This is a genomic window from Halomonas sp. ANAO-440 (assembly GCF_019915905.1).
Lineage (GTDB): Bacteria > Pseudomonadota > Gammaproteobacteria > Pseudomonadales > Halomonadaceae > Halomonas > Halomonas chromatireducens.
In genome coordinates, this window is record NZ_JAHXBV010000018.1 from 84,347 (window position 1) to 110,051 (window position 25,705).

Annotated in this window: 22 protein-coding genes and 4 tRNA genes; 18 read left to right on the forward strand and 8 right to left on the reverse strand. The window is 62.6% G+C overall.

The genetic code is table 11. The features are described from left to right. Positions 1 to 106 precede the first annotated feature (106 nt). Positions 107 to 1,660 carry an ABC transporter substrate-binding protein gene (locus KZO25_RS13540; RefSeq protein ID WP_223137383.1) on the reverse strand — a complete coding sequence of 518 codons (1,554 nt, stop codon included), beginning with the start codon at positions 1,658 to 1,660 and terminating at the stop codon, positions 107 to 109. A 197-nt stretch (positions 1,661 to 1,857) separates the two neighbouring features. Here KZO25_RS13540 and KZO25_RS13545 point away from each other — a divergent pair, with 197 nt between their 5' ends. After that, the gene (locus KZO25_RS13545) at positions 1,858 to 2,544 is read left to right on the forward strand and encodes a GntR family transcriptional regulator (RefSeq protein WP_223137371.1); all 687 of its coding nucleotides are present in this window, start codon (positions 1,858 to 1,860) and stop codon (positions 2,542 to 2,544) included. Here the strand turns inward: KZO25_RS13545 and KZO25_RS13550 are convergent. Both KZO25_RS13550 and KZO25_RS13555 read right to left on the reverse strand, forming a co-directional pair. Next, entirely contained in the window at positions 2,541 to 3,476 is a 936-nt protein-coding gene (locus KZO25_RS13550; RefSeq protein ID WP_223137372.1) for a hydroxymethylglutaryl-CoA lyase, read from the reverse strand. The two genes, KZO25_RS13545 and KZO25_RS13550, sit on opposite strands and share 4 nt — an antisense overlap. 19 nt (positions 3,477 to 3,495) lie before the next feature. Further along, a complete protein-coding gene (locus tag KZO25_RS13555; protein ID WP_066444796.1) occupies positions 3,496 to 4,701 on the reverse strand; it encodes a CaiB/BaiF CoA transferase family protein in 1,206 nt (401 codons plus the stop codon). Positions 4,702 to 4,851: 150 nt separating this feature from the next. On the opposite strand from KZO25_RS13555, the gene KZO25_RS13560 reads away from it, so the two are divergent. After that, positions 4,852 to 5,742 carry a LysR family transcriptional regulator gene (locus tag KZO25_RS13560; protein ID WP_066444793.1) on the forward strand — a complete coding sequence of 297 codons (891 nt, stop codon included), beginning with the start codon at positions 4,852 to 4,854 and terminating at the stop codon, positions 5,740 to 5,742. Between the two features lie 6 nt (positions 5,743 to 5,748). Here KZO25_RS13560 and KZO25_RS13565 read toward each other — a convergent pair whose 3' ends face one another. Then, positions 5,749 to 6,519 carry an SDR family NAD(P)-dependent oxidoreductase gene (locus KZO25_RS13565; protein ID WP_223137373.1) on the reverse strand — a complete coding sequence of 257 codons (771 nt, stop codon included), beginning with the start codon at positions 6,517 to 6,519 and terminating at the stop codon, positions 5,749 to 5,751. 261 nt (positions 6,520 to 6,780) lie between these two features. On the opposite strand from KZO25_RS13565, the gene KZO25_RS13570 reads away from it, so the two are divergent. The 5 genes from KZO25_RS13570 (at position 6,781) to KZO25_RS13590 (ending at position 11,629) form a co-directional block, all read left to right on the forward strand. Further along, the gene (locus KZO25_RS13570; RefSeq protein ID WP_066446086.1) at positions 6,781 to 7,764 is read left to right on the forward strand and encodes a TRAP transporter substrate-binding protein; all 984 of its coding nucleotides are present in this window, start codon (positions 6,781 to 6,783) and stop codon (positions 7,762 to 7,764) included. Between the two features lie 79 nt (positions 7,765 to 7,843). Then, positions 7,844 to 8,383: a TRAP transporter small permease gene (locus KZO25_RS13575; RefSeq protein ID WP_066446088.1), complete on the forward strand. Its 540-nt coding sequence runs from the start codon at positions 7,844 to 7,846 to the stop codon at positions 8,381 to 8,383. Further along, on the forward strand, positions 8,383 to 9,678 hold the full coding sequence (locus KZO25_RS13580) for a TRAP transporter large permease (RefSeq protein ID WP_066446090.1): 1,296 nt from the start codon (positions 8,383 to 8,385) through the stop codon (positions 9,676 to 9,678). Before KZO25_RS13575 ends, KZO25_RS13580 begins: the two co-directional genes overlap by 1 nt. Positions 9,679 to 9,739: 61 nt before the next feature. Further along, a complete protein-coding gene (locus KZO25_RS13585; protein WP_223137374.1) occupies positions 9,740 to 10,207 on the forward strand; it encodes a TerB family tellurite resistance protein in 468 nt (155 codons plus the stop codon). Positions 10,208 to 10,378: 171 nt separating this feature from the next. After that, positions 10,379 to 11,629 carry an NAD(P)/FAD-dependent oxidoreductase gene (locus KZO25_RS13590; RefSeq protein WP_223137375.1) on the forward strand — a complete coding sequence of 417 codons (1,251 nt, stop codon included), beginning with the start codon at positions 10,379 to 10,381 and terminating at the stop codon, positions 11,627 to 11,629. Positions 11,630 to 11,645: 16 nt separating this feature from the next. Here the strand turns inward: KZO25_RS13590 and KZO25_RS13595 are convergent, their stop codons facing one another. Continuing rightward, on the reverse strand, positions 11,646 to 12,077 hold the full coding sequence (locus KZO25_RS13595; RefSeq protein ID WP_066446105.1) for a hypothetical protein: 432 nt from the start codon (positions 12,075 to 12,077) through the stop codon (positions 11,646 to 11,648). Between the two features lie 236 nt (positions 12,078 to 12,313). Here KZO25_RS13595 and pyrC point away from each other — a divergent pair, with 236 nt between their 5' ends. Then, the gene (gene pyrC, locus KZO25_RS13600) at positions 12,314 to 13,351 is read left to right on the forward strand and encodes a dihydroorotase (RefSeq protein WP_223137376.1); all 1,038 of its coding nucleotides are present in this window, start codon (positions 12,314 to 12,316) and stop codon (positions 13,349 to 13,351) included. An 8-nt stretch (positions 13,352 to 13,359) separates the two neighbouring features. Here pyrC and KZO25_RS13605 read toward each other — a convergent pair whose 3' ends face one another. From KZO25_RS13605 to folD, 3 genes are all read right to left on the reverse strand, one after another. Further along, entirely contained in the window at positions 13,360 to 14,313 is a 954-nt protein-coding gene (locus tag KZO25_RS13605; RefSeq protein ID WP_223137377.1) for an alpha/beta hydrolase, read from the reverse strand. 2 nt (positions 14,314 to 14,315) lie between these two features. Beyond that, positions 14,316 to 15,068, reverse strand: a complete 753-nt coding sequence (mtnN, locus tag KZO25_RS13610; protein WP_223137378.1) for a 5'-methylthioadenosine/S-adenosylhomocysteine nucleosidase — start codon at positions 15,066 to 15,068, stop codon at positions 14,316 to 14,318. Positions 15,069 to 15,192: 124 nt separating this feature from the next. Continuing rightward, a complete protein-coding gene (gene folD, locus KZO25_RS13615; protein ID WP_066446116.1) occupies positions 15,193 to 16,077 on the reverse strand; it encodes a bifunctional methylenetetrahydrofolate dehydrogenase/methenyltetrahydrofolate cyclohydrolase FolD in 885 nt (294 codons plus the stop codon). A gap of 225 nt (positions 16,078 to 16,302) precedes the next feature. Here folD and KZO25_RS13620 point away from each other — a divergent pair. The 10 genes from KZO25_RS13620 (at position 16,303) to KZO25_RS13665 (ending at position 25,610) form a co-directional block, all read left to right on the forward strand. Then, positions 16,303 to 16,379, forward strand: a tRNA-Pro gene (locus KZO25_RS13620). Positions 16,380 to 16,447: 68 nt separating this feature from the next. Further along, positions 16,448 to 16,524: transfer RNA gene (locus tag KZO25_RS13625), tRNA-Arg, on the forward strand. Positions 16,525 to 16,655: 131 nt separating this feature from the next. Beyond that, a tRNA-His gene (locus KZO25_RS13630) sits at positions 16,656 to 16,730 on the forward strand. A 37-nt stretch (positions 16,731 to 16,767) separates the two neighbouring features. Continuing rightward, positions 16,768 to 16,842: transfer RNA gene (locus KZO25_RS13635), tRNA-His, on the forward strand. 300 nt (positions 16,843 to 17,142) lie between these two features. Then, a complete protein-coding gene (tig, locus tag KZO25_RS13640) occupies positions 17,143 to 18,519 on the forward strand; it encodes a trigger factor (RefSeq protein WP_066446119.1) in 1,377 nt (458 codons plus the stop codon). Between the two features lie 94 nt (positions 18,520 to 18,613). Further along, positions 18,614 to 19,234, forward strand: a complete 621-nt coding sequence (gene clpP, locus KZO25_RS13645) for an ATP-dependent Clp endopeptidase proteolytic subunit ClpP (RefSeq protein ID WP_066446812.1) — start codon at positions 18,614 to 18,616, stop codon at positions 19,232 to 19,234. Positions 19,235 to 19,309: 75 nt separating this feature from the next. Beyond that, the gene (gene clpX, locus KZO25_RS13650; protein WP_066446826.1) at positions 19,310 to 20,587 is read left to right on the forward strand and encodes an ATP-dependent Clp protease ATP-binding subunit ClpX; all 1,278 of its coding nucleotides are present in this window, start codon (positions 19,310 to 19,312) and stop codon (positions 20,585 to 20,587) included. A gap of 158 nt (positions 20,588 to 20,745) precedes the next feature. Further along, positions 20,746 to 23,151 (forward strand): endopeptidase La, encoded by a 2,406-nt coding sequence (gene lon / locus KZO25_RS13655; RefSeq protein ID WP_223137379.1) that lies wholly within the window; start codon positions 20,746 to 20,748, stop codon positions 23,149 to 23,151. Positions 23,152 to 23,326: 175 nt separating this feature from the next. Continuing rightward, positions 23,327 to 23,599, forward strand: coding sequence for an HU family DNA-binding protein (locus tag KZO25_RS13660; RefSeq protein WP_066446829.1), 273 nt, complete (start codon positions 23,327 to 23,329; stop codon positions 23,597 to 23,599). Positions 23,600 to 23,792: 193 nt separating this feature from the next. After that, the gene (locus KZO25_RS13665; protein ID WP_223137380.1) at positions 23,793 to 25,610 is read left to right on the forward strand and encodes a SurA N-terminal domain-containing protein; all 1,818 of its coding nucleotides are present in this window, start codon (positions 23,793 to 23,795) and stop codon (positions 25,608 to 25,610) included. Positions 25,611 to 25,705 lie beyond the last annotated feature (95 nt).

Consider the following 25,705-nt stretch of genomic DNA (forward strand, 5'->3'; position numbering starts at 1 on the left):
CCTGATCCATGTCGCGCTCGACACCGCCCATGGATCAGTGCTTTCGATCAGTGCTTACCGGGACAGCGGGGGCGGTCAGACCGCCCCCGCTTGGTACGCTAATGGATTAGCGGTCTAGCCAGGCATCCTTGAAGCCGTCGTTGACCCCCACGCCGGAAGTGACCAGGTTCTTCACGTCACAGCGGTAGATGGTCGGGAAGCCGAGCTCCATCAGCCAACCCACCGGAACGTCCTCATGGAGGATTTCCTGAGCTTCCATGTACAGCGCTTCACGCTCCTCGTCAGGGAAGGCGGTGGCTGCCTCGTTGAACAGCTCGTCGATCCGCTCGTTCTCGTAGCCTCCGACGTTGTTCCAGGGGGAGCCCTTCTCGATGTTGTCCGAAAGGTAAGAGCGGGTGATGCCCAGCGCCGGATCCCCATATTGATAGAGAAAGGTGAAGGCCATGTCGTAGTCCCACTCCGAGAGGCGCTGGTTCCAGCCGCCGACATCGGTGGACTGCGTGCGTACGTTCACGCCGACTTCGCGAAGATTCTGCTGCACGGCCTCGGCCCAGCGGGTCCAGGTCTCGCCGTAGGGCAGCGGCAGCAGGCGAACCTCCTCACCGTCATAGCCCATCTCTTCGAGCAGCTCACGGGCCCGCTCCGGATTATGGTCGTAGGGCTCGAGCTCGTCGTTCTGGAAACGGGCATTGGAACCGAAGGCGGAAAGCGGAACGTTACCGAGCTCGTTCCAGAGGACTTCATGGGCGAATTCACGGTCCATGGCGTACATCACCGCCTGGCGGAACCGCTTGTCGGCGGTGGGACCCTCGCGGTTGTTCATCCACAGCATGGCGAAGGGACTGAAGTACTCGTGACCCTCGTCGGTGATGCAGGTGTTGTCCATGGCGGACAACCGCGGGATATCGAAGTTCTCAACCGTGCCGTTGGGCAGGACATCGACGGTGCCGTTCTCGTAGGCCACGGCACGGGAGGCGCCATCGGGAATGATGTGCCAGTTGATGCCGTCAAGGTAAGGCAGGTCGTCCTCGTAGTAGTCGTCGTTGCGAACCAGTTCGATGACGGTGCCACGGTCCCAGTTCTTGAACTTGAACGCACCGGTGCCGATGGGGTGGTTGTTGTGTTCGTTGTCGCGGAAGTCGGTGCCCTCATAGAGGTGCTTGGGCACCATGGTGAAGGTGCCGGCCTCGAAGGAGAGCAGGAAGGGACCGAAGGGGTCGGACAGGGTGAAGACCACGGTATGGTCGTCGGTCGCCTCAATGCTTTCGACGTGCTGCAGCACGGCACGGGCACTGGGGTTCAGCTCACGGTGAAAGACGTCGGCCGAGAAGACCACGTCGGCAGACGTGAAGGGTTCGCCATCGTGCCAGAGTACGCCTTCGCGCAGATGGAAGGTCCAGGTCAGGCCGTCATCGCTGACGTCCCAGGATTCGGCCAGTTGTGGCATTGGCTCGAGGTCGGTGCTGTAGCGCAGCAGACCCTCGTAGATATTGCCTGCCACGACTCGGGTCGGCGCGTTCTGTACCATGCCAAGTACCAGGCCCGGGGGCTCGGGTTGGATGATGGTGTTGATGGTGCCGCCGGATCGGGGCTCCTCGGCGATGGCGGCTGTGGACGTAAAGGCCAAGGCGGCGATGGCGATGGCCAACGGTGTCTTCATCATCATTATGGCTTTCCTTTTTGTTTTATCGTTGCTGTCTTGTTTAACGATGCCGAGAGATTGGTGACATTCTTGAGCATTCCTATTGACCATAGCAGTCGAAATTTAAACTGTCGACAGTCGGCAATCGACGGTCGACAGCTAGTGTGCTTGGGTCATACTCTAGGCTCAACATCTCTTCCATGAGACTAGTCAGCATGTCTTCAAGTAACGCTATAGGTGATTCCACGTTCATTCAGCAGCGCAACCTGGTGGAGCAAGTCGCCGATTACCTGACCCAGGCGATCATCGGCCAGAAATTTGCGCCAGGCGAACGCCTGTCCGAGGTCCAGCTGGCCCGCGACCTCGGAGTCAGCCGCGCCCCGGTACGCGAGGCGGCGCGCCTGCTGGAAAGCCGTGGCCTGCTCGTATCCCAGCCCCGGCGGGGCTTCTTCGTCCGCGCGCTGGACGCCGCCGAGCTCAACGACATCTTCGATCTCCGCCTGTGCCTTGAGCGCCATGCCATGGCGCGCCTGGTGGATAATTTCGACGTCGACAAGGAAGAGAAGCTGCGACGCCAGGTGGAGGTCATGTGCGAGGTCGCCAGCGGCGACAGCGAGAGCCGCAAGATCGAGGAGGACCTGGTCTTCCACCGCATGGTGATCGCTTTTTCCGGCAATCGGCGCCTGCTCAAGGCGTTCGATGACATCACCCACGAGCTACGTCTCTGCATCGCACTGATCGGCAAGACCCATGCCGACCCCGACAGCATCTCGACCTCCCACTGGCTGCTGCTCGACGCCCTGGCCAGCGGTGAGCCCGGCCGCTGCCGCGAGGCCATCGACTACCACATCGGCGTGGCGCGGGACTATGTCGTCCAGGGAATCGGCGAGACCGTGGCCTAGGGGTTCGGCGTGGGCCTAGTGATTCGGGGCATGGGATAGCGGCGATCCGCTTTGCCCGCCTTGACCACCTGCCCGGGGGTCTCATGGCCGATCAGTGCGGGAAGGGTGGCCGAAACGGCCAGCAGCGCATCCAGGTCGACGCCTGTATCCACCCCCATCTGCTCGAACATGTGTACCAGGTCCTCGGTGCAGACGTTGCCGGTGGCACCGGGTGCGTAGGGACAGCCGCCCAGCCCGCCCAGCGAGGCATCGAAGCGGGTGACTCCCGCCTGCCAGGCGGAGAGGGCGTTGGCCAGCCCCATGCCCCGGGTATTGTGGAAGTGAAGGGTGAAGGGCGTGTTCGGCCAGCGCGCCAGCACGTCTTCGCACAGCCTGCCGACCTGCACCGGATTGGCCATGCCGGTGGTGTCGCAGAGCGTAATGCCGTCGATGCCCATATCGACCAGTTCGCCAATCAGTTCCAGTACCTGCGCCTGTGGTACGTCGCCTTCGAAAGGGCAGCCAAAGGCGGTGGAGAGCGAAGCGTTGACGAACACGCCGCTTCCGGTCGTCACTTCGAGAATAGTGGCGAATCGCTCCAGCGACTGGGCCGGTGTCATGCGAAGGTTGGCCAGGCCGTGGGAGTCGCTCGACGACATCACCAGGTTGATCTCATCCACGCCGCAGGCGAGTGCCCGTTCGCAGCCGCGCAGGTTGGGGACCAGCACGGTTATGCCCACCGCTTCCCGGCGACGGATGCCGCGTACGACCTCTTCGGCGTCCCGCAGTTGGGGAATGGCTTTCGGCGAGGTAAACGAAGTCGCCTCGACTCGTGCCAGGCCAGTGGCCGACAGGGCGTCGATCAGGCGGATCTTGTCTGCCGTGGGGACGAAGGCGGCTTCGATCTGCAGGCCGTCGCGGGGTGCCACCTCGTTGATCTGCAAGGGTGTCATGGGGCTCTCCTGGGATTCTTCAGATGATGCCTGCCTGGCGCAGCTTGACCCGGGTCTCGTCATCGATACCCAGCTCGTCCAGTACCTCGTCGGTGTGCTGCCCGAGCGACGGGCCGCCGTTTCCGAGCCTGCCGGGAGTGGCGCTCAGCCTGGGGAGGACACCGGGAACCTTGAGCGGTTTGCCATTGGGTCGGATGAAGGTCTGGATCATCTCCCGGGCCAGGTAGTGAGGATCGCTGGCGATATCGGCGGCGGTATAGGGGTAGCCGACGGGGACTCGGGCGGCTTCGAGCTTTTCGATGATCTCGTCGCGAGAGCGCGCCTGGGTCCAGGCTTCGATGGCGCCGTCGATGCGTTCGGCCTGCCGGCTGCGTCCGTCGTTATGGGCGAGAGCCGGCTCCTGGGCCAGGTCGTCGCGGCCGATCACCCCCATCAGGCGCTTGAAGATGCTGTCGCCGTTGCCGGCGATGAGCACATAGTCGCCCCCTCGGCAGCGGTAGGCGTTTGACGGGGTGATGCCGGGCAGGGCGCTGCCGCTGGGCTCGCGGATCTCGCCGCTGGCGTCATATTCCGGCAGCAGGCTCTCCATCATGGCGAAGACCGATTCGTAGAGCGCGACGTCGATGACCTGGCCCTGCCCGCTGCGGGCGCGCTCCTGTAGCGCAAGCAGGGTGCCGATAACGGCATAGAGGGCGGAGAGCGAGTCGCCGATACTGACGCCCACCCGAACCGAGGGCTCGCCAGGGTGGCCGGTGAGGTAGCGCAGCCCGCCCATGGCTTCGCCGATCACGCCGAAGCCGGGCTTGTCCCGGTAGGGGCCGGTCTGGCCATAGCCGGAGACGCGCACCATGATCAATGCCGGATTGATGGCCGAGAGCGCCTCCCAGCCTAGCCCCCAGCCCTCCAGGGTCCCGGGGCGGAAGTTCTCCACCAGCACGTCGGCTTCGACAGCGAGACGGCGCACCAGGGCCTGTCCTTCCTGGCTGCGCAGGTCCAGCGAGAGCGAGCGCTTGTTGCGTGTCTGGACGTGCCACCAGAGCGAGGTATCATCCTCTATCATTCGCCATTTGCGAAGTGGATCGCCGGTTCCCGGCGGCTCGATCTTGATCACGTCGGCACCGAACTCGCCGAGCAGCTTGGTGGCAAAGGGACCGGCTATCAGCTGGCCGAGTTCGAGAACCTTCAAGCCCTCAAGCGGCAGGCGACGGTCTTGCGGGTTCGACATGGTAAGCACTCCTTGCACAGATACCCTTCAGGATGCGGGACCGGAAGGGTGGCAACAATTCAGCAAAGGGGAAGCCAGGGTTCGTCCATGGCGAAGACATGGCGTAAGATCTACGGGTAGCCCCGTAACCGGCCCGGAGGATACCAAGCCGTGCGACGCTTTGATTTCATGACGCTCAAGCTCTTCGTGTCGATTGCCGATGAAGGCCGGCTGACCGCAGCGGCGGAGCGGGAGCACATGGCGCTGGCGGCAGTCAGCAAGCGCATCAGCGATCTCGAGTCGCTGGTCGGCACCTCGCTGCTGTATCGCCGGCCTCGAGGCGTGGAGCTGACCCCGGCAGGGCATGCCTTCCTGCATCACGCCCGCCGGATCCTCGAAGACATCGAACGCCTTCGGGCGGAGCTGAGCGAATATGGCGAGGGCGTGAGGGGGCACGTACGTATCCATTCCAACACCTCGGCCATCATTGCCTTTCTGCCCCAGGACCTGAGTGCCTTCTCCCGGCTCTACCCCGAGATCAAGATCGACCTCCAGGAGCGTATCAGCTCGGAGGTGATCGCTGCCGTTCGTGATGGCCTGACCGACGTGGGTATCTTCGCCGGGCATGTTGCCTGCGACACCCTCCAACTGCTGCCCTATCGCAGTGATCGACTGGTGCTGATGACGCCACGCGATCATCCGCTGGCGGATCGGTCGTCCATCTATCTTCACGAGGCCACCGATCATGATTTCATCGGCCTTCAACAGGACACCTCGCTGCAGTCCCTGCTGCATGAGCAGGCGGGCCGCGCGGGAAAGACGCTGCGCATGCGCATCCAGGTGCGCAGCTTCGATGCCATCTGTCGCATGATCCATCATGGCATGGGGGTCGGCGTGCTGCCGGAGCGGACGATCTATCGCGAGCTGGGGGATCTGCAGCTGAGAAGCATCCCCCTGAGCGACGAATGGGCCAGGCGTGAACTGGTGATCGGCGTCCGGCAGTACGATGCCCTGCCGGTTATCGCGCGACACCTGGTGGATCATCTCACGGCCCCGGCCTGAGCCGGCTCAGCTGTCGCGCACGATGGTAAAGGGCGACCACTGCTGGCACAGCGGGGTGACCTCGAGCCGCGTGATGTTGACGTGGGCGGGGAGTTCGGCGACATGCAGCGCCTGCTCGGCCACGTCGGACGGCTGGAGAGAGCGGGTTCCACTATAATAGTCCTTGACCTTGCCCTGATCGCCCTTCATGCGCACCAGCGTGAATTCACTCTCGGTCATGCCGGGGGCAAGGTCGGTGACGCGCACCCCGGTACCGCTCAGGTCGCAGCGCAGGTTGTAGCTGAACTGCTCGACGAAGGCCTTCGAGGCGCCGTAGACGTGGCCGCCGGGGTAGGGCGTATGGCCGGCAATGGAGCCGATGTTGATCACGGTGGCGCCTTCGCCGTGGGCGATCAGCCGAGGTAGAAGCAATCGGGTCACACTCACCAGGCCTTTGACATTGGTATCGATCATGGCGTGCCAGTCTTCAAGGTCGGCCTCCTGGGCTGGACCCTTGCCCAGCGCCACGCCGGCATTGTTGAGCAACAGACGGATGTTATCGAAAGGGGGTGGAAGGTCGCTCACCACTTTTTCTATCGCCCGGTGATCGGTGACGTCCAGTGGGGCGACATGCACAGGCACCGTGTCGCCGAGCGCCTGGCGCAGGGCTTCCAGGCGTGATTCGCGCCGTCCGGTCAGCACCAGCCCCCATCCGGCAGCGGCGAAGCGGTGGGCACAGGCCTGGCCGATGCCCGAGGTCGCACCAGTGATGAAGGCAATGGAAGTGGCTTCGTGCATGATGAATGCTCCGTATGGCGTAATGGACAATCGCGAGGCTACCTCATGCCATTGGCAGCCCATGGAGGGCCTTCTGGTATTAGCCTTTGGTCGTGTGCTCAAGGCCCATAGGCGCTGGCTGTGGGATGGTGTGGCATTGAGTAGCCATCGTGATTGGCGAAGGCTGCCTTCATCAAAGCCGATTTGAGCCAGCCCCGCGGTTGTTTCAAGATCAAACCACGACGATAAGCCCTCAATAACGATAATTGTCAGGAGAGCACGATGCGAAAGTCACTGCTAGGCTCGTTGGTCGCTCTGGGAATACTCAGTGCCGCCCCCTTTGCCGCCGCCAGCACCATAGAGATTCAGGTCAACAACACCATGAGCGAGGGCGGCTCGGAAAGCGCCGCCGTCGAACGTTTCGCCGAATACCTGGAAGAGCAGGCCCCGGGGCGTTTCAACGTTCGCCCCTTCCTGGCTGGCTCCCTGGGCGGCGAGAATTCCGTCCTCGAGCTTCTCAATCTGGGGCAGACCCAGATTTCCATTACCGGCGGCAACTGGCGTCAGCAGTATGCCCCCGAGTATGACGCCATCACCGTTCCCTTCGTGTTCTCGACCTGGGACGAGGTCGACGCCTACATGGAGAGCCCTTCTGGCCAGCGGCTGGTGGAGATCGCCGAGGAGAAGGGCGGCATCAAGTATTTCGGCACCCAGCACCGCGGCCCGAGGCAGATGACCGCCAACAAGGCCATTCACAGCCCCGACGATCTTTCCGGCTTCCGGATGCGCCTGCCGTCGCTGCCGGTGTGGCTCGAGGTCTGGGAGGAGATCGGTGCCCAGGTGGTCAACGTGCCGGCTCCCGAGATCTATCTGGCCATGCAGACCGGTCAGGTCGACGGTCATGAGAACTCGCTCTCTTCGCCCTATACGCGCCGCCTGTGGGAAGTGCAGGACCATATCATCATGACCAGCCATGTGATGTTCCCGTGGAACTGGGTGGCCAGCAAGCGTTGGTGGGAGGGCCTGGATGCCGAGGACCAGGAGGTGATCACCGAGGCCATCCATGTCGCGCGCCAGCATGGCACCGAGGTGGAGCGTGAGCTCGACGAGTACTATCTCGAGCAGCTTGAAGCCAACGGCATGACCATCATCGAGCCCGATGTCGAGCCGTTCCGTCAGGCCGGCCTGCCTGCCATCGAGCGTATCCTCTCCGAGATGGCCGATGGCGTGATGGACGATGCCCTGGGTGACGTCAGCGACGACTGATCGAGCCCGTCACTGACCGTTCCTGCCAGCGGCGCCCCTATGGGACGCCGCTGGCGTTTCCTGCCTGGAGGACAACAACTTGACGACATCCCCACCCCCCGCCAGCGGTGTCGACCGGCTGGCCTATCACCTGCTCAAGGTCATCACGCGAACCTGCGACGCCCTGGGCGTGCTGCTGTTGGCCGGGGTGCTGGTGTTGATCGTTGCCGCCATCGTGGTCCGTGACATCATCGGGTTGAGCATGGCCTGGACGGAGGAGGTTGCAACGCTGTTGGCCATCTATGCGGTGGGTTTCGGCTCCCTCTCCGCCTGGGTGCGCGGCGAGCACCTGCTGGTCGACCTGTTCAGCCACCGGCTGGGTAACCTGGCCCGGCATATCCAATACCGGCTCGTGGCCCTGCTTTCGGCAGGCTTCTTCGGCATGGCGGCCTATGGCTCCCTTGCCATGTCGATCGCCAGCGCCAATAACCGTACCGTTTCCCTGGGTATCAGCTTCACCTACCTCTATTACGGCATCTTCATCGGCTTCGCCGGCATGACGCTACTGGCGACCTGGCAGGCCCTGCGTGGCCCGGTGGAATGGCACGCCGTGGCGAGTTCATCCCAGGAGGCGGACTGATGCAGGAACTGATGATTTTCGTGGGCGGGCTGCTGTTGCTGATGGCCATCGGCCTGCCGGTGGTGGTGGCGATCGGCATCACCTCCTTCATTGCACTGGGTGTCACTGGCGCCAGTGGCCTGCCCGTGGAACTGCTCTCACTACGCATGGTGCAGACGCTGAACAACTTCACCCTGCTGGCGATTCCGCTGTTCATTCTGGCGGCCAACATCATGAATACCGGCTCGACCACCACCCGTATCTTCGACTTCGCCACGGCGCTGGTCGGCTTTACCAAGGGCGGCCTGGGGCACGCCAACGTGGTGGCCAGCTCGATCTTCGCCACCATGTCCGGCACCGCGGTAGCCGATGCGGCAGGCCTCGGCAGCATCGAGATCAAGGCCATGAAGGAGAGGGGCTACGATCTGGGCTATTCGGCCGGCATCACGGCGGCCTCGAGCGTGATTGGCCCCATCCTTCCGCCGAGCATTGCGCTGGTGGTCTACGGCTGGTTGGCCAATGTCAGTATCGGGGCCCTGTTCATGGCAGGGCTTGTGCCCGGCATTCTCATGGCACTGCTGTTGATGGGCATGACGCTGGTGCTGGGTGCCGGCAAGCGGGTGGCCATGCCGCCGGCGACACCCTTCGATGGCAAGGAGGTCATCCGAACCGGCAGGCGGGCCTTACTGCCGTTAATGATGCCGGCGATCATCGTCGGCGGTATCTGGACCGGTTTCTTCACGCCCACCGAGGCGGGGGCGGTAGCGTCCATCTATGCGATCATCCTGGGCACGCTGGTCTATCGAGACCTGAAGCTCCGTGACCTCTATGCCTCCTTCGTCCGCACCCTGATGTTCAGTGCCGCCATTCTGCTGATCATTGCGGTCTCCAGCTTCTACGGCTGGATCCTGGTTCGCATCGGTATTCCCCAGGCCCTGGCGGGGCAGGTGGCGGGCGTCGACATGCCGACGATCATGCTGCTGCTGGCCTTTGCACTGTTCTTCCTGGTGGTGGGCTGTTTCATGTCGGTGATCGAGAGCATTCTCATCTTCACGCCGATCGTCGTGCCGGCAGCGCTGGCCGCCGGCCTGGATCCGATCCACTTCGGTATCGTCATGGTCATCACCCTGTCGGTGGGGGTCATTACCCCGCCCTTCGGTACAGTGCTGTTTCTGATGGTGGGTATCACGCGGCTGCGCTATTCCCAGATCGTGATCTCGGTCTTGCCGTTCCTGATCCCGATACTTGCGACCATCCTGATCCTGATTGCCCTGCCCGGGCTGGTTACCTGGCTGCCGGGGGTGATGGGCTACTGAGCCGGGGGAACGCCGAGCCTAAAACGCCTGTCTGATGTCCGAATACAGTCGGGAGATCGATATGCTTGCCAGCATCACGCGGTTCTTTCAGGAAGCCCTTGCCGAGCCGGAGTCCAGCTCCGATCCTGCGCCGACCCTGGAGCTGGCCGCCGCCGCACTGCTGTGCGAGGTGATGCGCGCCGACTACCACACCGACCAGACGCAGCTCGATGCCCTGCGGCAGTTGCTTCAGCATCATTTCCATCTGAAGGACGCCGCCGTCGAAGAGCTGATGGAGATGGCCAGGGAAGAGGTCGAGACCTCGGTGGATCACTATCAGTTCGTTAGCCTGGTCAAGCAGCACTACTCCTATGACCAGCGCCGTGAGCTGGTCCGGATGATGTGGGTGCTGGCCTACGCGGATGCGGAAGAGGGGCATAATGCCCTGGAAGAGCACCGTATCCGCGGGCTGGCCGACCTGCTGCACGTGAGCCACTCCGACTTCATTCGTACCAAGCTTCAGGTTCAGAACGCCGCAGATCGCTCCTGAGCCCCTTTTCCGTCATCCAGTCTCTCGATGGTCCCTTCCTCGAGCCGATCTCTTGATCCGGCTCAGGTGGCGCGGGAATCCATCGGCGCCGTGCTGGCAGCGCTGGTAGAATGAGCCCTCGCCTTCGGTCGGGAGTCGGGGGCACCGTCTGCGCAAACCTGGAGGAGAGGCATGTCTCGCGAAACCATCGTTCTGGGGGCCGGCATGGTCGGGGTCTCCATTGCCTGGCACCTGGCCCGCCGTGGCCGGTCGGTGCTGCTGGTCGACCGCCGCCCGCCGGGGCAGGAGACCTCATTCGGCAACGGTGGTCTGATTCAACGCGAGGCCGTCCGCCCCTACCCCTTTCCCCAGGGGGTGGGCAAGCTCCTTTCCGTTCTGCCCAATCGCCGGGTGGATATCCGCTATAACCTTCGTGGCATGCTGGAAGCTGCCGGGCCACTGTTCGGCTATTGGCGCCACTCCATGCCTCGGCGTCATGCGCGCATCATCCCCGAATATGCCTCGCTGATCATGCTGTCGACCCAGGAGCACGAGCCGATGATCGAGGCGGCGGATGCCGGGGCCATGATCAGGAAGGACGGCTGGCTCGAGGTCTATCGCAGTCAGGCCGGGCTGGACGCGCGCCGGCAGGAGGCTCGTGAGGCCGCCGAGCGCTTCGGGGTGACCCATGAAGCGCTTGACCGGACCGCGCTCAACCGGCGTGAACCCCAGCTTTCGGATCGAGCCATCGGCGCGATTCACTGGACGAATTCATGGGGTGTCGAAGATCCGGGCGGCCTGGTGGCTGCCTATGCTTGCAGCTTCGAGCGCGAGGGTGGCCGCTTCGTACAGTCAGAGATCCAGGATGTCAGCCGGAATGGGCGGGGCTGGCGGGTGGAGACTGACGGGGGCATGCATGAGGCACAGGATGTGGTCATGGCCCTGGGCCCCTGGGCCGGCGGCTGGATGAAACGCCTTGGCTATCGCATGCCTACCTTCGTCAAGCGGGGCTATCACATGCACTACGCCGCCGAGGAGGCCCGGCGACTGCAGTATTGGCTTGCCGATGTCGAGGTCGGCTATATCCTGGCTCCCATGCGCGCTGGCATCCGGCTGACCACCGGTGCAGAGCTCAAACCTCTCGATGCGCCGCCCCACTACGGTCAACTCGCCGCCGCCGAGCGGGAGGCTCGAAGGATCTATCCATCGCTGGGGGATCGCCTGGACCCCGAGCCCTGGAAGGGCGCACGCCCCTGTCTGTCGGACATGAAGCCGGTCATTGGCCCGGCCCCGCGGCACGATGGTCTATGGTTCGCCTTCGGCCATGGACATCAGGGGTTTACGTTGGGGCCAGCCACCGGTCGGGTACTGGCCGAAATGATGGAGGGAGAGGAGCCTGCAGTGGAGATGTCGCCGTTCCGTGCCGACCGCTTCGGCAGCTAGCTAGGCGAGCTTCCCGTCAGGTGCCGCTCGAACGGTGGCGGCGTCTTCGCAGCAGGTGATGAACGAACTTGATAACCAGGGTCATGACATAGACGACCCAGCCGGCCGTGGCGAGGACATTGAAAAGCAGCATTTTTTGCTGACCGCTGAGCGGGGCGATCACCGTTTCGATCAGGCCACCCAGCAGCAGGGCCAGGGCCATGGGCAGCGCCAGGATGTGCATCCACATTTCGGTGCGGCGCTTGCGTACGTGATAGCGGCTGAGGTGGACGCGAAAGGGGCGGTGAACAAAGCTGACCAGTATCATGGCTCCCAGGGCGAGCAGGGCGGCCAGAGTGGGCTCGATGCTGTCGAGGCGGGCGGAAACACTGATCGACCAGAAGACCAGAATCCACATCAGGCCGGCCAGAATGGCGACGATATCGGCGTAGTGGCGAACCCTGGGCATGGCAACGTCTCTTGGGGTGAAAACGGCGTCGATGATACGGCAATTCCGCTCGACTTGCTGCGGTTTGAGGCCTCACCCCGGAAGATTGTCCAGCCGCCACGGCCGGATGCCACCAGTCATGCCGACTGCAGGGGCGCTTGGCCATTGGAGCGCCAAGGCGGCGGCAGCTTACGGTATACTATCGCTCCCGATTATCTGCCGATCACAGCCGACTACAGCTGACAACAGGACATGCCGTGAACGCTATTACGCTGACCCGACCCGACGACTGGCACCTTCACCTGCGCGATGGCGATGCGCTTCAGGCCGTAGTGCCTGCGACTGCCCGGCAGATGGGGCGTGCCATCATCATGCCGAACCTGAAGCCCCCTGTCACCACGACGGATCAGGCGCAGGCGTATCGCGAGCGCATCCTGGCGGCCCGGCCCCAGGGTTCGGATTTCGAGCCGCTGATGACCCTCTATCTCACCGACGATACGCCGGCGGCGGAAATCGAGCGCGCTCATGCCAGTGGCATGATTCATGCCGTCAAGCTCTATCCCGCCGGAGCCACCACCAATTCGGCTTCAGGTGTGACGGACCTGGCGCATTGCGACGAGGCGATTGAGGCCATGGCGCGCGTGGGCATGCCGCTGCTGGTGCATGGTGAAGTTACCGACAGCGAGATCGATATCTTCGACCGCGAGGCGGTCTTCATCGAGCGGGTCATGAAGCCGCTGCTCGAGCGGCACCCGACGCTCAAGGTGGTCTTCGAGCACATTACCACCGCCGATGCCGCGGCCTTCGTGGCCCAGGCGCCGGCCAACGTGGGGGCCACCATCACCGCCCACCACCTGCTGTTCAACCGCAACCACATGCTGGTGGGAGGGATCCGTCCTCACTACTATTGCCTGCCGATTCTCAAGCGCGAGCGCCATCGCGAAGCGCTGCTGGCGGCGGCGACGTCCGGCAGCGGCAAGTTCTTCCTCGGCACCGACAGTGCTCCCCATGCCCAGGGTGACAAGGAGTCCGCCTGTGGCTGCGCTGGCGCCTACACGGCCCCGGCCGCCATCGAGCTGTATGCCATGGCGTTCGAGCAGGCAGGCGCGCTGGACAGGCTGGAAGGGTTTGCCAGTCATCATGGACCCGACTTCTACGGTCTGCCGCGCAATGCCGATACGGTTACTCTGGTACGCGAAACCTGGGAGCTACCCCAGTCGCTTCCCTATGTCCCCGGGCAGCGGATCGTACCCTTGAAGGCGGGCGAATCGCTGGACTGGAAACTGCGTGATTGATTTCCGTGCTACTCCGGCGGTACGGCTGGCGTCAGGCCCTGGCGCTTCAGGAAATCGATGCCCGCGCCAATGGCGCGGCCACTGGTCAGGAAGCTTGTGATATGGCCCCGCAGGGGTTGACGATAGAGCTCGCTCTTTATGCCGGCCTGCTGCAGGAGGGCGTGGAAATCGGTTGCATGATCAACCGGTACCAGGCGGTCCCAGGTGCCATGGAAGAGAAAGAACGGCGGGGCGTCCGGTGAGATGTGGCGAGCGGGCGACGCGAGCTCGTATTGGTCTGGCACTTCCGCCCGCTTGCCGCCAAGAAATTCCACCACCAGTCGGCCATCGTCGAATTTGAACAGGTCGCTGGGCGTTCCTCCAGCCAGTACTGCCGCGAGTCGCGCATGGTCGCCCCCGTAGGGTTGCGAGAGCGCTCCCTCGGCCCCTTTGAGTGCCAGAAGGCTGACGAGGTGGGCTCCCGAAGAGTACCCGACCCCGACGATTCGGTCGGTATCGATGTGCCAGTCTTCCTCGTCCGCTTTCCGGTGCAGCCAAGCCATGGCTTGCTGCAGGTCGTGCAATTGGGCGGGAAACGGATATTTCGGAGCAAAGCGATACTGAACATTGGCCACCACGAAACCCTCCCTCGCCAGCCGTTCGGCGATGCCTCTCATGTCCTGCGGGGTGCGGTTCTGCCAGCCGCCGCCATGCACGACCAGGGCAGCCGGCCGGCGAGTCCTGCCGGGCGTGTCGGGAAGGTAGATATCCGCGCCGAGCGGTTCTGGCCAGTCGGCGGGGGTATAGGTCTGGCGATTCAATCGCTGGAAGGTGTAGGGCGGTAGTGCCGGGGCGTCCTGAGTGGCAGATGTCAGCGGCGAAGGGTTGGTCAGTGGCGTGATGGTACAGCCGCCGCCTGCCAGTAGTGGGAGGCTGGCGGTGACTACCAGCAATAGCCTTCGCAACCACCCGGAAGATGGCATGGTTATCCGACAGCAGCCTTGGGCTTGCCGGTTCCCTCGGCCTTGGGGGACGGGACGGCCAGGCGTGCCACCATGGTTTCGACCATGCGTGCGGAGTGAGCGGCCGCCTTTTCCAGAAACTCATCGAAGGAGAGGTGGTTGTCGCCGCCTCCGGCGATATCCGACAGGGAGCGGATGATCACGAAGGGGCACCCATAGAGATGACAGGTCTGGGCGATGGCCGCGGCCTCCATCTCTGCCGCCAGCATCGTGGGAAAGCGCGTGCGCGTTTTCAGGACCAGCTCGGGACAGGCCATGAACACATCGCCGGTGGCGATGAGACCTTCCACCACACGGACCTCACCCAGCGCTTCGACGCACTCCCGTGCGACCTTCACCAGGCGCTCGTCGGGCAGATAGGCCGCTGGCATCTGGGGCACCTGGCCATGCTCGTAGCCGAACACCACCGCATCCACATCGTGATGCCGTACCTCGCTGGATACCACCACATCGCCGATTTCCAGGCCTTCGCCGAAGCCGCCAGCAGAGCCTGTATTGATTATCGCTTCCGGTTTGTACACATCCAGCAGCAGGGTGGTCCCGATGGCGGCATTCACCTTGCCGATGCCGGACTGCAGGATCACCACATCGACACCATGCAGCATGCCATGGTGGAAGGTGCAGCCCACGTGAGAGCGGGTGCGGCGACCCTCCAGCAGCGAGGCGAGGTAGTCGACCTCCTGGGCCATGGCGCCGATGATGCCGATGCGTTTCATCTAAGGAGATGTCTCCGTGTTACTGAATCAGTGGGGTGGAGCCGCTAGGCAAGGAAGCCGTGCGACACCTGCTTGAAAAGGAAAGTCGCATATTCTATCCGAGCTGCGCACTGCTGTCAGGCCTCTAGACCTGGGCAGGCAGGGCCTCATTCTCCATGGCGTCATGCATCTCGGCGGCGAGCAGCGTGTTCTCCAGCAGCGAAGCAATGGTCATGGGGCCGACCCCGCCGGGAACCGGGGTGATCCAGGCCGCACGTTCTGCGGCGCTGTTGAATTCCACGTCGCCCACCAGCCGGCCATCCTCTTCGCGGTTTATGCCCACGTCGATGACGATGGCGCCGTCCCGCACCCACTCGCCATGGACCAGGCCGGGTTTGCCAACCGCTACCACGAGCAGCTCGGCACGCCTGACGTGCTCCTCGAGGTTGCGGGTGAAACGGTGGCATACCGTCGTGGTGCAGCCGGCCAGCATCAGCTCCAGTGCCATCGGACGACCGACGATGTTGGAGGCGCCGACGACGGTGGCATCGAGGCCGCGCACTTTCAAGCCGCTGGCCTGCAGCAACGTCATGACACCCTTGGGTGTGCAGGGCCTGAGCATCGGCAGCCGCTGGGCGAGGCGGCCAAGGTTGTAGGGGTGGAAACCGTCGACATCCTTGTGGGGTAGGATTCGCTCGAGTATGGGGCGAGCATCGAGATGGTCGGGCAGTGGCAGCTGGACCAGAATACCGTCGACCCGAGGGTCGGCATTCAGGTCATCCACCATTCTCTCCAGCGCTGACTGGGAAGTCTCGGCCGGCAGGATGTGCAGGAAGGAGAGTATGCCGGCGCGCTCGCAGTCGCGGTGCTTGTTGTTGACGTATACCCGTGAAGCCGGGTCGTCGCCCACCAGTACGACGGCAAGGCCGGGGGTCCGCTTGCCGTCTGCATGGCGTGTCTCGACCTGGCGAGCTACCTGCTGGCGGACCTGAGCGGCAACGGCCTTGCCATCGATGAGTTGGGCGGTCATCGTTTCTTCCTCGTGCTTGGATGGTGGGCTGGCCGGCGTCAGCGATATCTCGGGAAAAGGCTGGCCGGTGCAGGAAGGGAGGTGATTTTCGCATGCCGGGGCCGCCAGGCAAAGCGTAAAAACGGCCTGGCCGGTGAGGTGGCTATTGACCCCGGAGGATTCTCGCGTAGAATACGCAGCGCTCGATGAGGCCCTGTGGCGGCATCGAGGCCGTGCGAAGACCGGCGGGGTGTAGCGCAGTCTGGTAGCGCGCCTGCTTTGGGAGCAGGATGTCGGGGGTTCGAATCCCTCCACCCCGACCACAACCTCTTGTTTGCGTGAAGGAAAATGCTCAAGCAGGGTTGCGGTCAGACGCCATGGAACGTAGAATGCGCCCATAGCTCAACCGGATAGAGCAACGGCCTTCTAAGCCGTAGGTTGCAGGTTCGAGTCCTGCTGGGCGTGCCATACGGCATGTTGTGGCAGCGGCTGGTCCTGATCGTATGGACAGGATTGTCTGAGCAGGATTGCCTGGGTAAGATTGTCCGGGTAGGTGAGGTGCCGGAGGTGCGGTGCCAGTGGTTCGAGTCATCGTTATGGTGGATGTAGCTCAGTGGTAGAGCCCCGGATTGTGGTTCCGGCTGTCGTGGGTTCGATCCCCATCATCCACCCCATCTCGATGCTCTTGATGTTCAAGTGGTGCTTGCAGTGGTGGATGTAGCTCAGTGGTAGAGCCCCGGATTGTGGTTCCGGCTGTCGTGGGTTCGATCCCCATCATCCACCCCATTGCAAGTTGGTCTGGTCTTTCGGCTCTCCTTGTTGTTCCTGTTTTCTCCCCATCTCCGTTTTGCCTGCGCTCGCGCTGGTGTTGTCTTGCGCTTGTCGGTGTCGTCTCCGGGCTGCATGCTATTATTCATGTTTTAGCCGAACAACGTCTGTGTCGATTGCCCTTGGCCCCTTGTAATCTTGCCCGCTGCCCCAATCCTATGGGCATGGCGCTTGCCAGCGCAGGCCGGGATTCTTAGAATCCCCTTTTTGACCTTCCACGCTTTCAACTGAACGCCCCCAGTCGGTAGAGGACTATTCATGCAAGTTTCCGTCGAAACGCCTTCCCAGATCGAGCGCCGTGTCACGTTTCAGGTGCCAGCGGCCGAGGTCGACGAAGCCGTCGAGGCTCGCCTCAAGGACACTGCGAAGAACGTGCGCCTGAACGGCTTCCGCAAGGGGCGTGTGCCCATGTCGGTGGTGCGTCAGCGTTACGGTCGTGACGTGCGCGATGAAGTGGTGGGCGAAGTGATGCGCGAGCGCTACGTCAAGGCCATCTCAGAAGAGAACCTCAATCCCGCCGGTTTCCCCAGCATCGAGCCGAAGGTGAACGAGGCAGGAAAGGATCTGGAGTTCGTGGCCAATCTGGAGGTCTATCCCGAGATAGAGCTGGCCTCCATCGATGGCACCGAGGTCGAGCGTCCTGTGGTTGATGTGACGGAAGCCGATCTCGAGGAGATGATCGAGACGCTGCGCAAGCAGAACGCCTCCTGGGAAGAGGTCGATCGCGCCGCCGCAGATGGCGACCAGGTCAAGATCGATTTCCAGGGCTTCCTGGGTGACGAGCCCTTTGAGGGCGGTAGCGCCGAAGGCCACGACCTGGTGCTGGGTTCCGGTAACTTCATCCCCGGCTTCGAAGCGCAGCTGGAGGGTGCCAAGGCCGGTGACGAGAAGGAGATCACGGTCACCTTCCCTGAGGACTACCAGGCCGAGCACCTGGCCGGTCAGGAGGCTACCTTCAAGGTCAAGGTCCACGCGGTCAAGGGCCAGGCCCTGCCGGAGATCGACGAGGAATTCATCAAGCGCTTCGGCGTGGAAGATGGCGATGTCGAAAAGTTTCGTGCCGAGGTCAAGAAGAACATGGCCCGCGAAGCGAAGCAGGCTGTCGACAATCGCGTCAAGCAGCAGGTGCTCGAGTCACTCAAGAAGGCGAATGACGTGCCGGTGCCCCAGGCGCTGGTACAGCAGGAGACCGATGCGCTCAAGCGTCAGGCGGCCCAGCAGTTCGGCCTGGGTGAGGATTTCGATGTCTCCCAGCTGCCCAACGAGCTCTTTGCCGAGCAGGCCAAGGGGCGCGTTCAGGTCGGTTTGCTGCTGGCCGAAGTGATCAAGTCCAGTGAGCTTGATGCCACCGATGACGAGATTCGCGCCAAGGTCGAGGAACTGGCCGAGCAGTACCAGGATCCGCAGCAGGTCGTCGACTATTACATGAGCAACGACCAGCTGAAGACACAGGTCAAGTCAGCCATTCTCGAAGAGAAGGCCGTCGACAAGCTGCTGGAGCAGGCGACCGTCAAGGACGTCGAAATGAGCTATCAGCAGGCCCTGGCCGCTGCCCAGCAGCAAGCCGAGCAAGATGACGAAGCCGCCAGCGAGGCTGAGGCCGACGCGGACGCGGGGCAGGAAGCCAAGAGCTGACAGCCTCGCCGGCCCCTTCCGGGACCGCCGAGGCTGGCAGGTGCCGGAAGGGGGTATTACGCTTCCATTCATCGGATGCAAGGACATCACACTGATGAGCAACGAGTTCGAGATTCAAAACGCCGGCGGCCTGGTACCGATGGTGGTGGAGCAGAGCGCACGCGGAGAGCGGGCCTATGACATCTACTCTCGCCTGCTGAAGGAGCGTGTGATCTTCCTGGTGGGGCCGGTTGAAGATTACATGGCCAACCTGGTGGTGGCACAGATGCTTTTCCTGGAGTCCGAGAATCCGGACAAGGACATTCATCTCTACATCAATTCTCCGGGTGGGGCCGTGACCGCCGGCATGGCGATCTACGACACCATGCAGTTCATCAAGCCGGATGTGTCCACGGTCTGTATCGGTCAGGCGGCCAGCATGGGCGCTCTGCTGCTGGCTGCCGGTGCGGCTGGCAAGCGCTACTGTCTGGGCAATTCACGGGTGATGATCCACCAGCCGTTGGGTGGCTACCAGGGGCAGGCTTCCGATATCGAGATCCATACCCGTGAGATACTGGGCATCCGGGACAAGCTCAACCGGATCCTTGCGCACCACACTGGCCAGGATTTCGAGACGATTGCCCGGGACACGGATCGCGACAACTTCATGGATGGCAATCAGGCAGCGGAATATGGTCTGATCGATGCTGTGCTGGATAAGCGGCCCGCATCCTGATAGCGTGATTCGATACACGCCCATAACACGTGAAAACCGGCGGCTTGAGGCCGCCGAAGTGATAGAGGTACGCGAATGGCCGACGGCAAAGGCAAGGACGAGGGGGGCAAGCTGCTGTACTGCTCGTTCTGTGGCAAGAACCAGAATGAAGTGCGCAAGCTGATTGCAGGCCCGTCCGTGTATATCTGCGACGAGTGTGTCGATCTCTGTAACGACATCATTCGTGAGGAAGTTCTCGATGCCGACGCCGAGAGCGATGAGGAGCGCCTGCCCGTTCCCCGCGATATCCGTCGCACCCTGGACGATTACGTCATCGGACAGGATCGCGCCAAGACGGTGCTGTCCGTAGCCGTCTACAACCACTACAAGCGGCTTCGCGCCGGTGTCAAGGGCGATGACGTGGAGTTGGGCAAGTCCAACATCCTGCTTATCGGTCCTACCGGTAGCGGCAAGACCCTGCTCGCGGAAACCATGGCGCGGCTGCTCAATGTGCCGTTCACCATTGCCGACGCCACCACGCTTACCGAAGCGGGCTACGTCGGCGAGGACGTCGAGAACATCATCCAGAAACTGCTTCAGAAGTGCGACTACGATGTGGAGAAGGCCCAGCGCGGCATCGTCTACATCGACGAGATCGACAAGATCTCGCGCAAGTCGGACAACCCCTCCATTACTCGGGATGTCTCGGGGGAGGGCGTGCAGCAGGCCCTGCTCAAGCTGATCGAGGGGACTACGGCCTCCGTGCCACCCCAGGGTGGCCGCAAGCATCCTCAGCAGGAGTTCCTGCAGGTCGATACCGGCAATATTCTGTTCATCGTCGGCGGCGCCTTTGCCGGCCTGGACAAGGTGATCCGAGATCGCGCTGAAAAGGGCGGCATCGGTTTCAATGCCACGGTGAAGAGCAAGGACGAGGCCAAGGGTGTCGGCGCTCTGCTCGCCGACGTCGAGCCGGAGGATCTGGTCAAGTTCGGCCTTATCCCGGAGTTTGTCGGACGCCTGCCGGTCATTGCCACCTTGACCGAGCTCAGTGAGGATGCGTTGATCCAGATCCTTACCGAGCCGAAGAACTCTCTGGTCAAGCAGTATGCGCGACTGTTCGACATGGAAGGCGTGGAGCTTGAGTTCCGGGAGGATGCCCTGCGTGCCGTGGCGATCAAGGCCATGACCCGCAAGACCGGCGCCCGTGGACTGCGCTCCATCCTCGAGTCGGTACTGCTGGACACCATGTATGAGATTCCTTCTATGGAGGGGGTGACCAAGGTGGTGATAGACGCCTCGGTCATTGCTGGCGAGAGCGAGCCGCTGCTGATCTATTCGCAGCAGGAGCAGCGAGTCGACGGCACCGACGGCTAACGGAAGCGGCGAGCTATCCTGAGCGATGCTCAAGCCAGTGGAAGGGGTCGCCTGAGCGACCCCTTTGCCTGTCTGTTCACGTCTCTCTCCCTTGCAATGGGGGCCTCTTGCCCCCACACCCTTCCTTATCCACCCGATTCGTTTGAGGAACGTCTGCGATGCAGCAGAACGCTGATCAGACCCTGAGTCTGCCCCTCCTTCCACTGCGCGATGTTGTTGTCTATCCGCAGATGGTCATTCCGCTGTTCGTTGGCAGGGAGAAATCCATCCAGGCGCTGGATGCGGCCATGGCGGCTGACAAGCGTGTTCTGCTTGTGGCCCAGCGTGAGGCCGGCCAGGACGACCCTGGCACCGAGGATCTCTTCGATATCGGCACGGTCGCCGAGATCATGCAGTTGCTCAAGCTGCCCGACGGCACCGTCAAGGTGCTGATCGAAGGGACTTCCCGTGCCGACCTCCGGGAGGTACATCATACGGATCAGGGCTACAGCCTGGCCGACGCGGTCCTGCGTGACAGCGAGCCGTTGTCTGAGCGAGAGCAGGAAGCGCTGGTCCGGGTGCTGCTCAATCAGTTCGAGCAATACGTCAAGCTCTCCAAGAAGGTGCCCAACGAGGTACTCAACTCCCTCTCCGGGATCGAGGATCCAAGTCGCCTCGTCGATACCATCTGCGCCCACCTGTCGCTGAAGATCGGTGACAAGCAGCAGCTGCTGGAAATGGACCGGGTCCGTGACCGCATCGAGCACCTGATGGCGCTGATTGAATCGGAAATCGACCTGTTGCAGGTCGAGAAGCGGATTCGCTCCCGGGTCAAGGACCAGATGGAGAAATCCCAGCGTGAGTACTATCTCAACGAGCAGATGAAGGCCATCCAGAAGGAGATGGGCGAGCTCGAGAACGTGCCCAATGAAGCCGAGAAGTACGAAGCGGCCATCGAAGAGTCGGGCATGCCCAAGGACGCCCGCGAAAAGGCGCTGCAGGAGCTGGGCAAGCTCAAGATGATGTCGCCCAACTCGGCGGAGGCCACGGTGGTGCGCTCCTACCTCGATTGGCTGGTCGCCGTGCCCTGGAAGAAGCGCACCCGGGTCAAGCATGACCTGGTCCATGCCCACAAGGTGCTCGACGAGGACCACTATGGCCTGGACGAGGTAAAGGAGCGCATCCTCGAGTACCTTGCCGTTCAAAAGCGGGTCAAGAAGCTCAAGGGGCCGGTGCTGTGCCTGGTTGGCCCGCCCGGGGTAGGCAAGACCTCGCTGGGCCAGTCGATCGCCCGTGCCACCAACCGCAAGTACGTGCGGCTGGCGCTGGGCGGGGTGCGCGACGAGTCCGAGATCCGTGGCCACCGACGCACCTACATCGGCTCGCTGCCGGGCAAGATGGTCCAGCGCATGAGCAAGGCCGGGGTCAGGAACCCGCTGTTCCTGCTCGACGAAGTCGACAAGATCGGCATGGATCACCGGGGCGACCCGGCTTCCGCCCTGCTCGAGGTGCTCGATCCGGAGCAGAACGACAAGTTCAACGATCACTACCTCGAGCTGGATTACGACCTGTCCGACGTGATGTTCATCTGTACCGCCAACTCCATGAATATCCCCGGACCGCTGCTGGACCGCATGGAGATCATTCGTCTTCCCGGCTACACCGAGGACGAGAAGCTCGCCATCGCACGTCGGTACCTCGTTGCCAAGCAGCTCAAGGCCAACGGTTTCAAGGATGATGAGCTCAGTATTGGCGACGATGCGTTGCTCGAGCTGATTCGCTACTACTCCCGCGAGGCCGGCGTACGCGAGCTGGAAAGACAGATTGCCAAGGTTTGCCGTAAGGTGCTGCGTGAGCGTCTGGAGCAGCAGGGACAGGGCGCCCAGGCGCCGGTGACGCTGGGTGCCGGGGATATCGAGCAGTATGCTGGTGTACGCCGGTACAGCTATGGCCTGGCCGACAAGCAGGACCAGGTGGGGCGTGTGACAGGGCTGGCCTGGACGTCGGTCGGTGGAGAGCTGCTGAATATCGAGTCGGTGGTGACTCCTGGCAAGGGCCGCATCAACAAGACAGGTTCGCTGGGTGATGTCATGAAGGAGTCGGTGAGTGCCGCTCATACCGTGGTGCGTGCCCGGGCCGAGGCGCTTGGTATCGATCCTGAGCGCTTCGAGAAGGAAGACCTTCATATTCACGTTCCCGAGGGAGCGACGCCCAAGGACGGCCCCAGTGCAGGCATTGCCATGGTGACGGCGATGGTGTCCGCCTATACGGTGCGCCCTGTCCGCTGTGACCTTGCCATGACGGGGGAGGTCAATCTGCGGGGTGAGGTGATGCCAATCGGCGGCTTGAAGGAGAAATTGCTGGCTGCGCGGCGCGGTGGTATAAAGACCGTGCTCATTCCGGAAGAGAACCGACGGGATCTCAAAGAGGTGCCGGATAACATCAAGGATGCTTTGGATATCCGGCCCGTTCGCTGGATCGATGAGGTGCTGGAGGCGGCTCTGGCTGAAAGGCCTGACCCTAAAGGCGATGATTCCCGAGCAGATGATTCTGCATCATCAACCTCAATGATCAGCACGCATTAACGTTTTTTTTTCGTCATTCCGGGGGAAAAACCCCGGTGTGACGCGGTTTGGCGCCGCAAGTTGCTTGACACGTCTTTTACTGCATTGCTATAAACTGCTGCCATGCTGTGATCGTGTTGCCAGGCGAAAGGTGCGCCGATTAGAGCCATTTTCTGAAACAGTCAAGGGGTGAAGTGTGAACAAATCCGAGCTGATCGAAGCCATCGCCGCGTCTGCCGATATTCCCAAGGCCGCCGCAACCCGTGCATTGGATGCCATGGTCGACACCGTTACCGATAGCCTCAAGAGCGGCGAGACCGTTTCTTTGGTGGGCTTTGGTACTTTCTCCGTCAAGGAGCGCGCCGCGCGTACCGGGCGCAACCCGCAGACTGGCGAGCCGATCCAGATCAGCGCAGCCAAGGTGCCGACCTTCAAGGCCGGCAAGGCGCTCAAGGACTCCGTCAACTGAGTCTACGGATAATTTGCGCCGCAGATCGTCGGCTCAGGCAGGCCATCATCGGCAGCAAAACAGGCGCATCGCCATCGCGATGCGCCTTCTTTATGGGCTGACCCTTTGTGCCGGACGGGGCCATGGTGGGAATGCCCCTGTCACCGTATAATACGGCCCGTCAGCCAGCCAACAATCATCAGCCGAGGCCTCCATGCTGCAAAGTATACGTGACCGCTCCAGAAGTTGGGGTGCGAAGATCATCATCGGAGCCGTGGTCGTGACCATGGCCCTGTTCGGGGTCGAGTCCCTGGTTGGGCTAATAGGCGGAAGCGGCGACGAAGTAGCCAAGGTCAATGGTCAGTCGATTACCCGTCAGGAACTGGAGACGGAGGTTCAGCGGGCCATTCGTTCGGGCCAGGTGCCCCCCGAGCAGGAGAGGGCGTTGCGCGGGCAGGTCCTCGATGAGCTGATCGGCGAGCGACTGCTGACGGCTTTCGCCGAAGATGGCGGCCTTCACCTCTCCGACGAGCAGCTCGATCAGGTTATCGTCACGCTGCCGGAATTCCAGAACCAGAATGGTCGCTTCGATGCCGACCTGTTCCGCAACCGCCTGGCCAGCGCCGGTTTCACGCCGTCGTCGTTTCGCGCCGCGCTGCGGGTGGACCTCAAGCGGCAGCAGGTTCAGCAAGGCCTCATCACGAGTGACTTCTCCCTGGAAAGTGAGCGGCAGGCCCTGGCGGCACTGCAGCGTCAAACTCGCACCTTTCGCTACCATACGCTGAGTGCCGGCGACCTGGCCGAGCCTGTGGAAGTCACCGAGCAGGATCTTGTTGCCTACTACGAAGAGAATGCCGATCGTTATCGCCGCCCTGAACAGGTTCGGCTCGAGTATCTGGTGCTTGATCGCCAGGAGATGGCGGAGGCCGTGGAAGTTGATGAAGAGGAGATTCGCCGTGCCTGGGAGGCTCGCGGTCAGGACGTCGATCGGCGCGTCTCTCATATCATGGTTGCCTTCAATGGGGAGCGCGACCGTGAGGAGGCCGCTTCGCGGCTGGAGGGCATTCGTGCCGAGCTTGCCGACGGTGAGGATTTTGCCGAACTGGCCCTCCGCTATTCGGATGACCCCACCACGGCCGAGCAGGGGGGAGACCTGGGCACCATCAGCCGTGGCTTCTTCGGCGATGCATTCGATGAAGCTGCCTTTGCTCTCGGGCCCGGTCAGGTGTCCGATATCGTCGAAACCGATAGCGGCCTGCATCTATTGAAGGTGACAGGCCTGGACCAGGCTCCGCTGGAAGAGATGCGTGAAGAGCTCGAACGCGAGCTGGCTCTGGCCCAGGTTAGCGATACATTCAACCACCGGGTTCAGACCCTGATCGACGAAAGCTTTGCTGCAGACGATCTTGCCAGCGTGGCCGAACAGCTGGAGCTGGACCTGCAGCAAAGCGACTGGGTCGCCCGTGACGCTGGTGAGGGTGTGCTCTCCGAGCCCGGCGTGATGCAGGAGGCCTTCAGTGAAGATGTCCTGGTGGAGGGTTTCAACAGCGATGTCATCGAGCTGGACGAGGACCGCAGACTGGTGTTGCGGGTCGCCGAGCACCGCGATGCCACCGTGCTTCCCCTCGATGAGGTCCGCGATCGCGTGACGGCGACCGTGGAGCGACGCAAGCAGCGTGAGGCGCTGCTCGAGGTGGCGCGCGCCCAGGTGGAGCTGCTGCGGGAAGGCGAGGCGCTGGATATCGAATGGCGCCGCGTCGAGCGCGCCGCGCGTCAGCAGGATAACGTCCCGCGCTCCGTGCTGCAGGCGGCATTCCGTCTTCCTCACCCCGAGGGGGAGGAGACCGTCTATGGCCAGGCCTCGGACGAGGATCGGGTGGTGCTCATCGCCCTGGACAGCGTCGAGCAGGGCGAAGTGGATACCGAGGTGGAGAACTTCGTGGCCCGGATGGCGGAGCAGCTGCGTGCACAGGCGGCTATCCAGGGGCTCCAGTCTCATCTGCGGGAGACGGCGGATATCGATCGCCGCTGAAGAAGTTGGAGGAACCGACAAGCAGGAGGCACCGCGTGCCTCCTGCTTTTTTCTTGTGCGCCAGGCATGGCGCGCAGCGCCTGACTGGCGCTGTT

Coding starts and splice junctions, on each gene's coding strand:
- folD (WP_066446116.1), bottom strand. CDS start 16,077: ATGACCGCCCAACTCATCGATGGCAAGGCCGTTGCCGCTCAGGTCCGC.
- KZO25_RS13590 (WP_223137375.1), top strand. CDS start 10,379: ATGTCTCGCGAAACCATCGTTCTGGGGGCCGGCATGGTCGGGGTCTCC.
- tig (WP_066446119.1), top strand. CDS start 17,143: ATGCAAGTTTCCGTCGAAACGCCTTCCCAGATCGAGCGCCGTGTCACG.
- KZO25_RS13605 (WP_223137377.1), bottom strand. CDS start 14,313: ATGCCATCTTCCGGGTGGTTGCGAAGGCTATTGCTGGTAGTCACCGCC.
- KZO25_RS13550 (WP_223137372.1), bottom strand. CDS start 3,476: ATGACACCCTTGCAGATCAACGAGGTGGCACCCCGCGACGGCCTGCAG.
- KZO25_RS13570 (WP_066446086.1), top strand. CDS start 6,781: ATGCGAAAGTCACTGCTAGGCTCGTTGGTCGCTCTGGGAATACTCAGT.
- KZO25_RS13540 (WP_223137383.1), bottom strand. CDS start 1,660: ATGAAGACACCGTTGGCCATCGCCATCGCCGCCTTGGCCTTTACGTCC.
- KZO25_RS13595 (WP_066446105.1), bottom strand. CDS start 12,077: ATGCCCAGGGTTCGCCACTACGCCGATATCGTCGCCATTCTGGCCGGC.
- KZO25_RS13565 (WP_223137373.1), bottom strand. CDS start 6,519: ATGCACGAAGCCACTTCCATTGCCTTCATCACTGGTGCGACCTCGGGC.
- clpP (WP_066446812.1), top strand. CDS start 18,614: ATGAGCAACGAGTTCGAGATTCAAAACGCCGGCGGCCTGGTACCGATG.
- mtnN (WP_223137378.1), bottom strand. CDS start 15,068: ATGAAACGCATCGGCATCATCGGCGCCATGGCCCAGGAGGTCGACTAC.
- KZO25_RS13665 (WP_223137380.1), top strand. CDS start 23,793: ATGCTGCAAAGTATACGTGACCGCTCCAGAAGTTGGGGTGCGAAGATC.
- lon (WP_223137379.1), top strand. CDS start 20,746: ATGCAGCAGAACGCTGATCAGACCCTGAGTCTGCCCCTCCTTCCACTG.
- clpX (WP_066446826.1), top strand. CDS start 19,310: ATGGCCGACGGCAAAGGCAAGGACGAGGGGGGCAAGCTGCTGTACTGC.
- KZO25_RS13580 (WP_066446090.1), top strand. CDS start 8,383: ATGCAGGAACTGATGATTTTCGTGGGCGGGCTGCTGTTGCTGATGGCC.
- KZO25_RS13545 (WP_223137371.1), top strand. CDS start 1,858: ATGTCTTCAAGTAACGCTATAGGTGATTCCACGTTCATTCAGCAGCGC.
- KZO25_RS13585 (WP_223137374.1), top strand. CDS start 9,740: ATGCTTGCCAGCATCACGCGGTTCTTTCAGGAAGCCCTTGCCGAGCCG.
- KZO25_RS13555 (WP_066444796.1), bottom strand. CDS start 4,701: ATGTCGAACCCGCAAGACCGTCGCCTGCCGCTTGAGGGCTTGAAGGTT.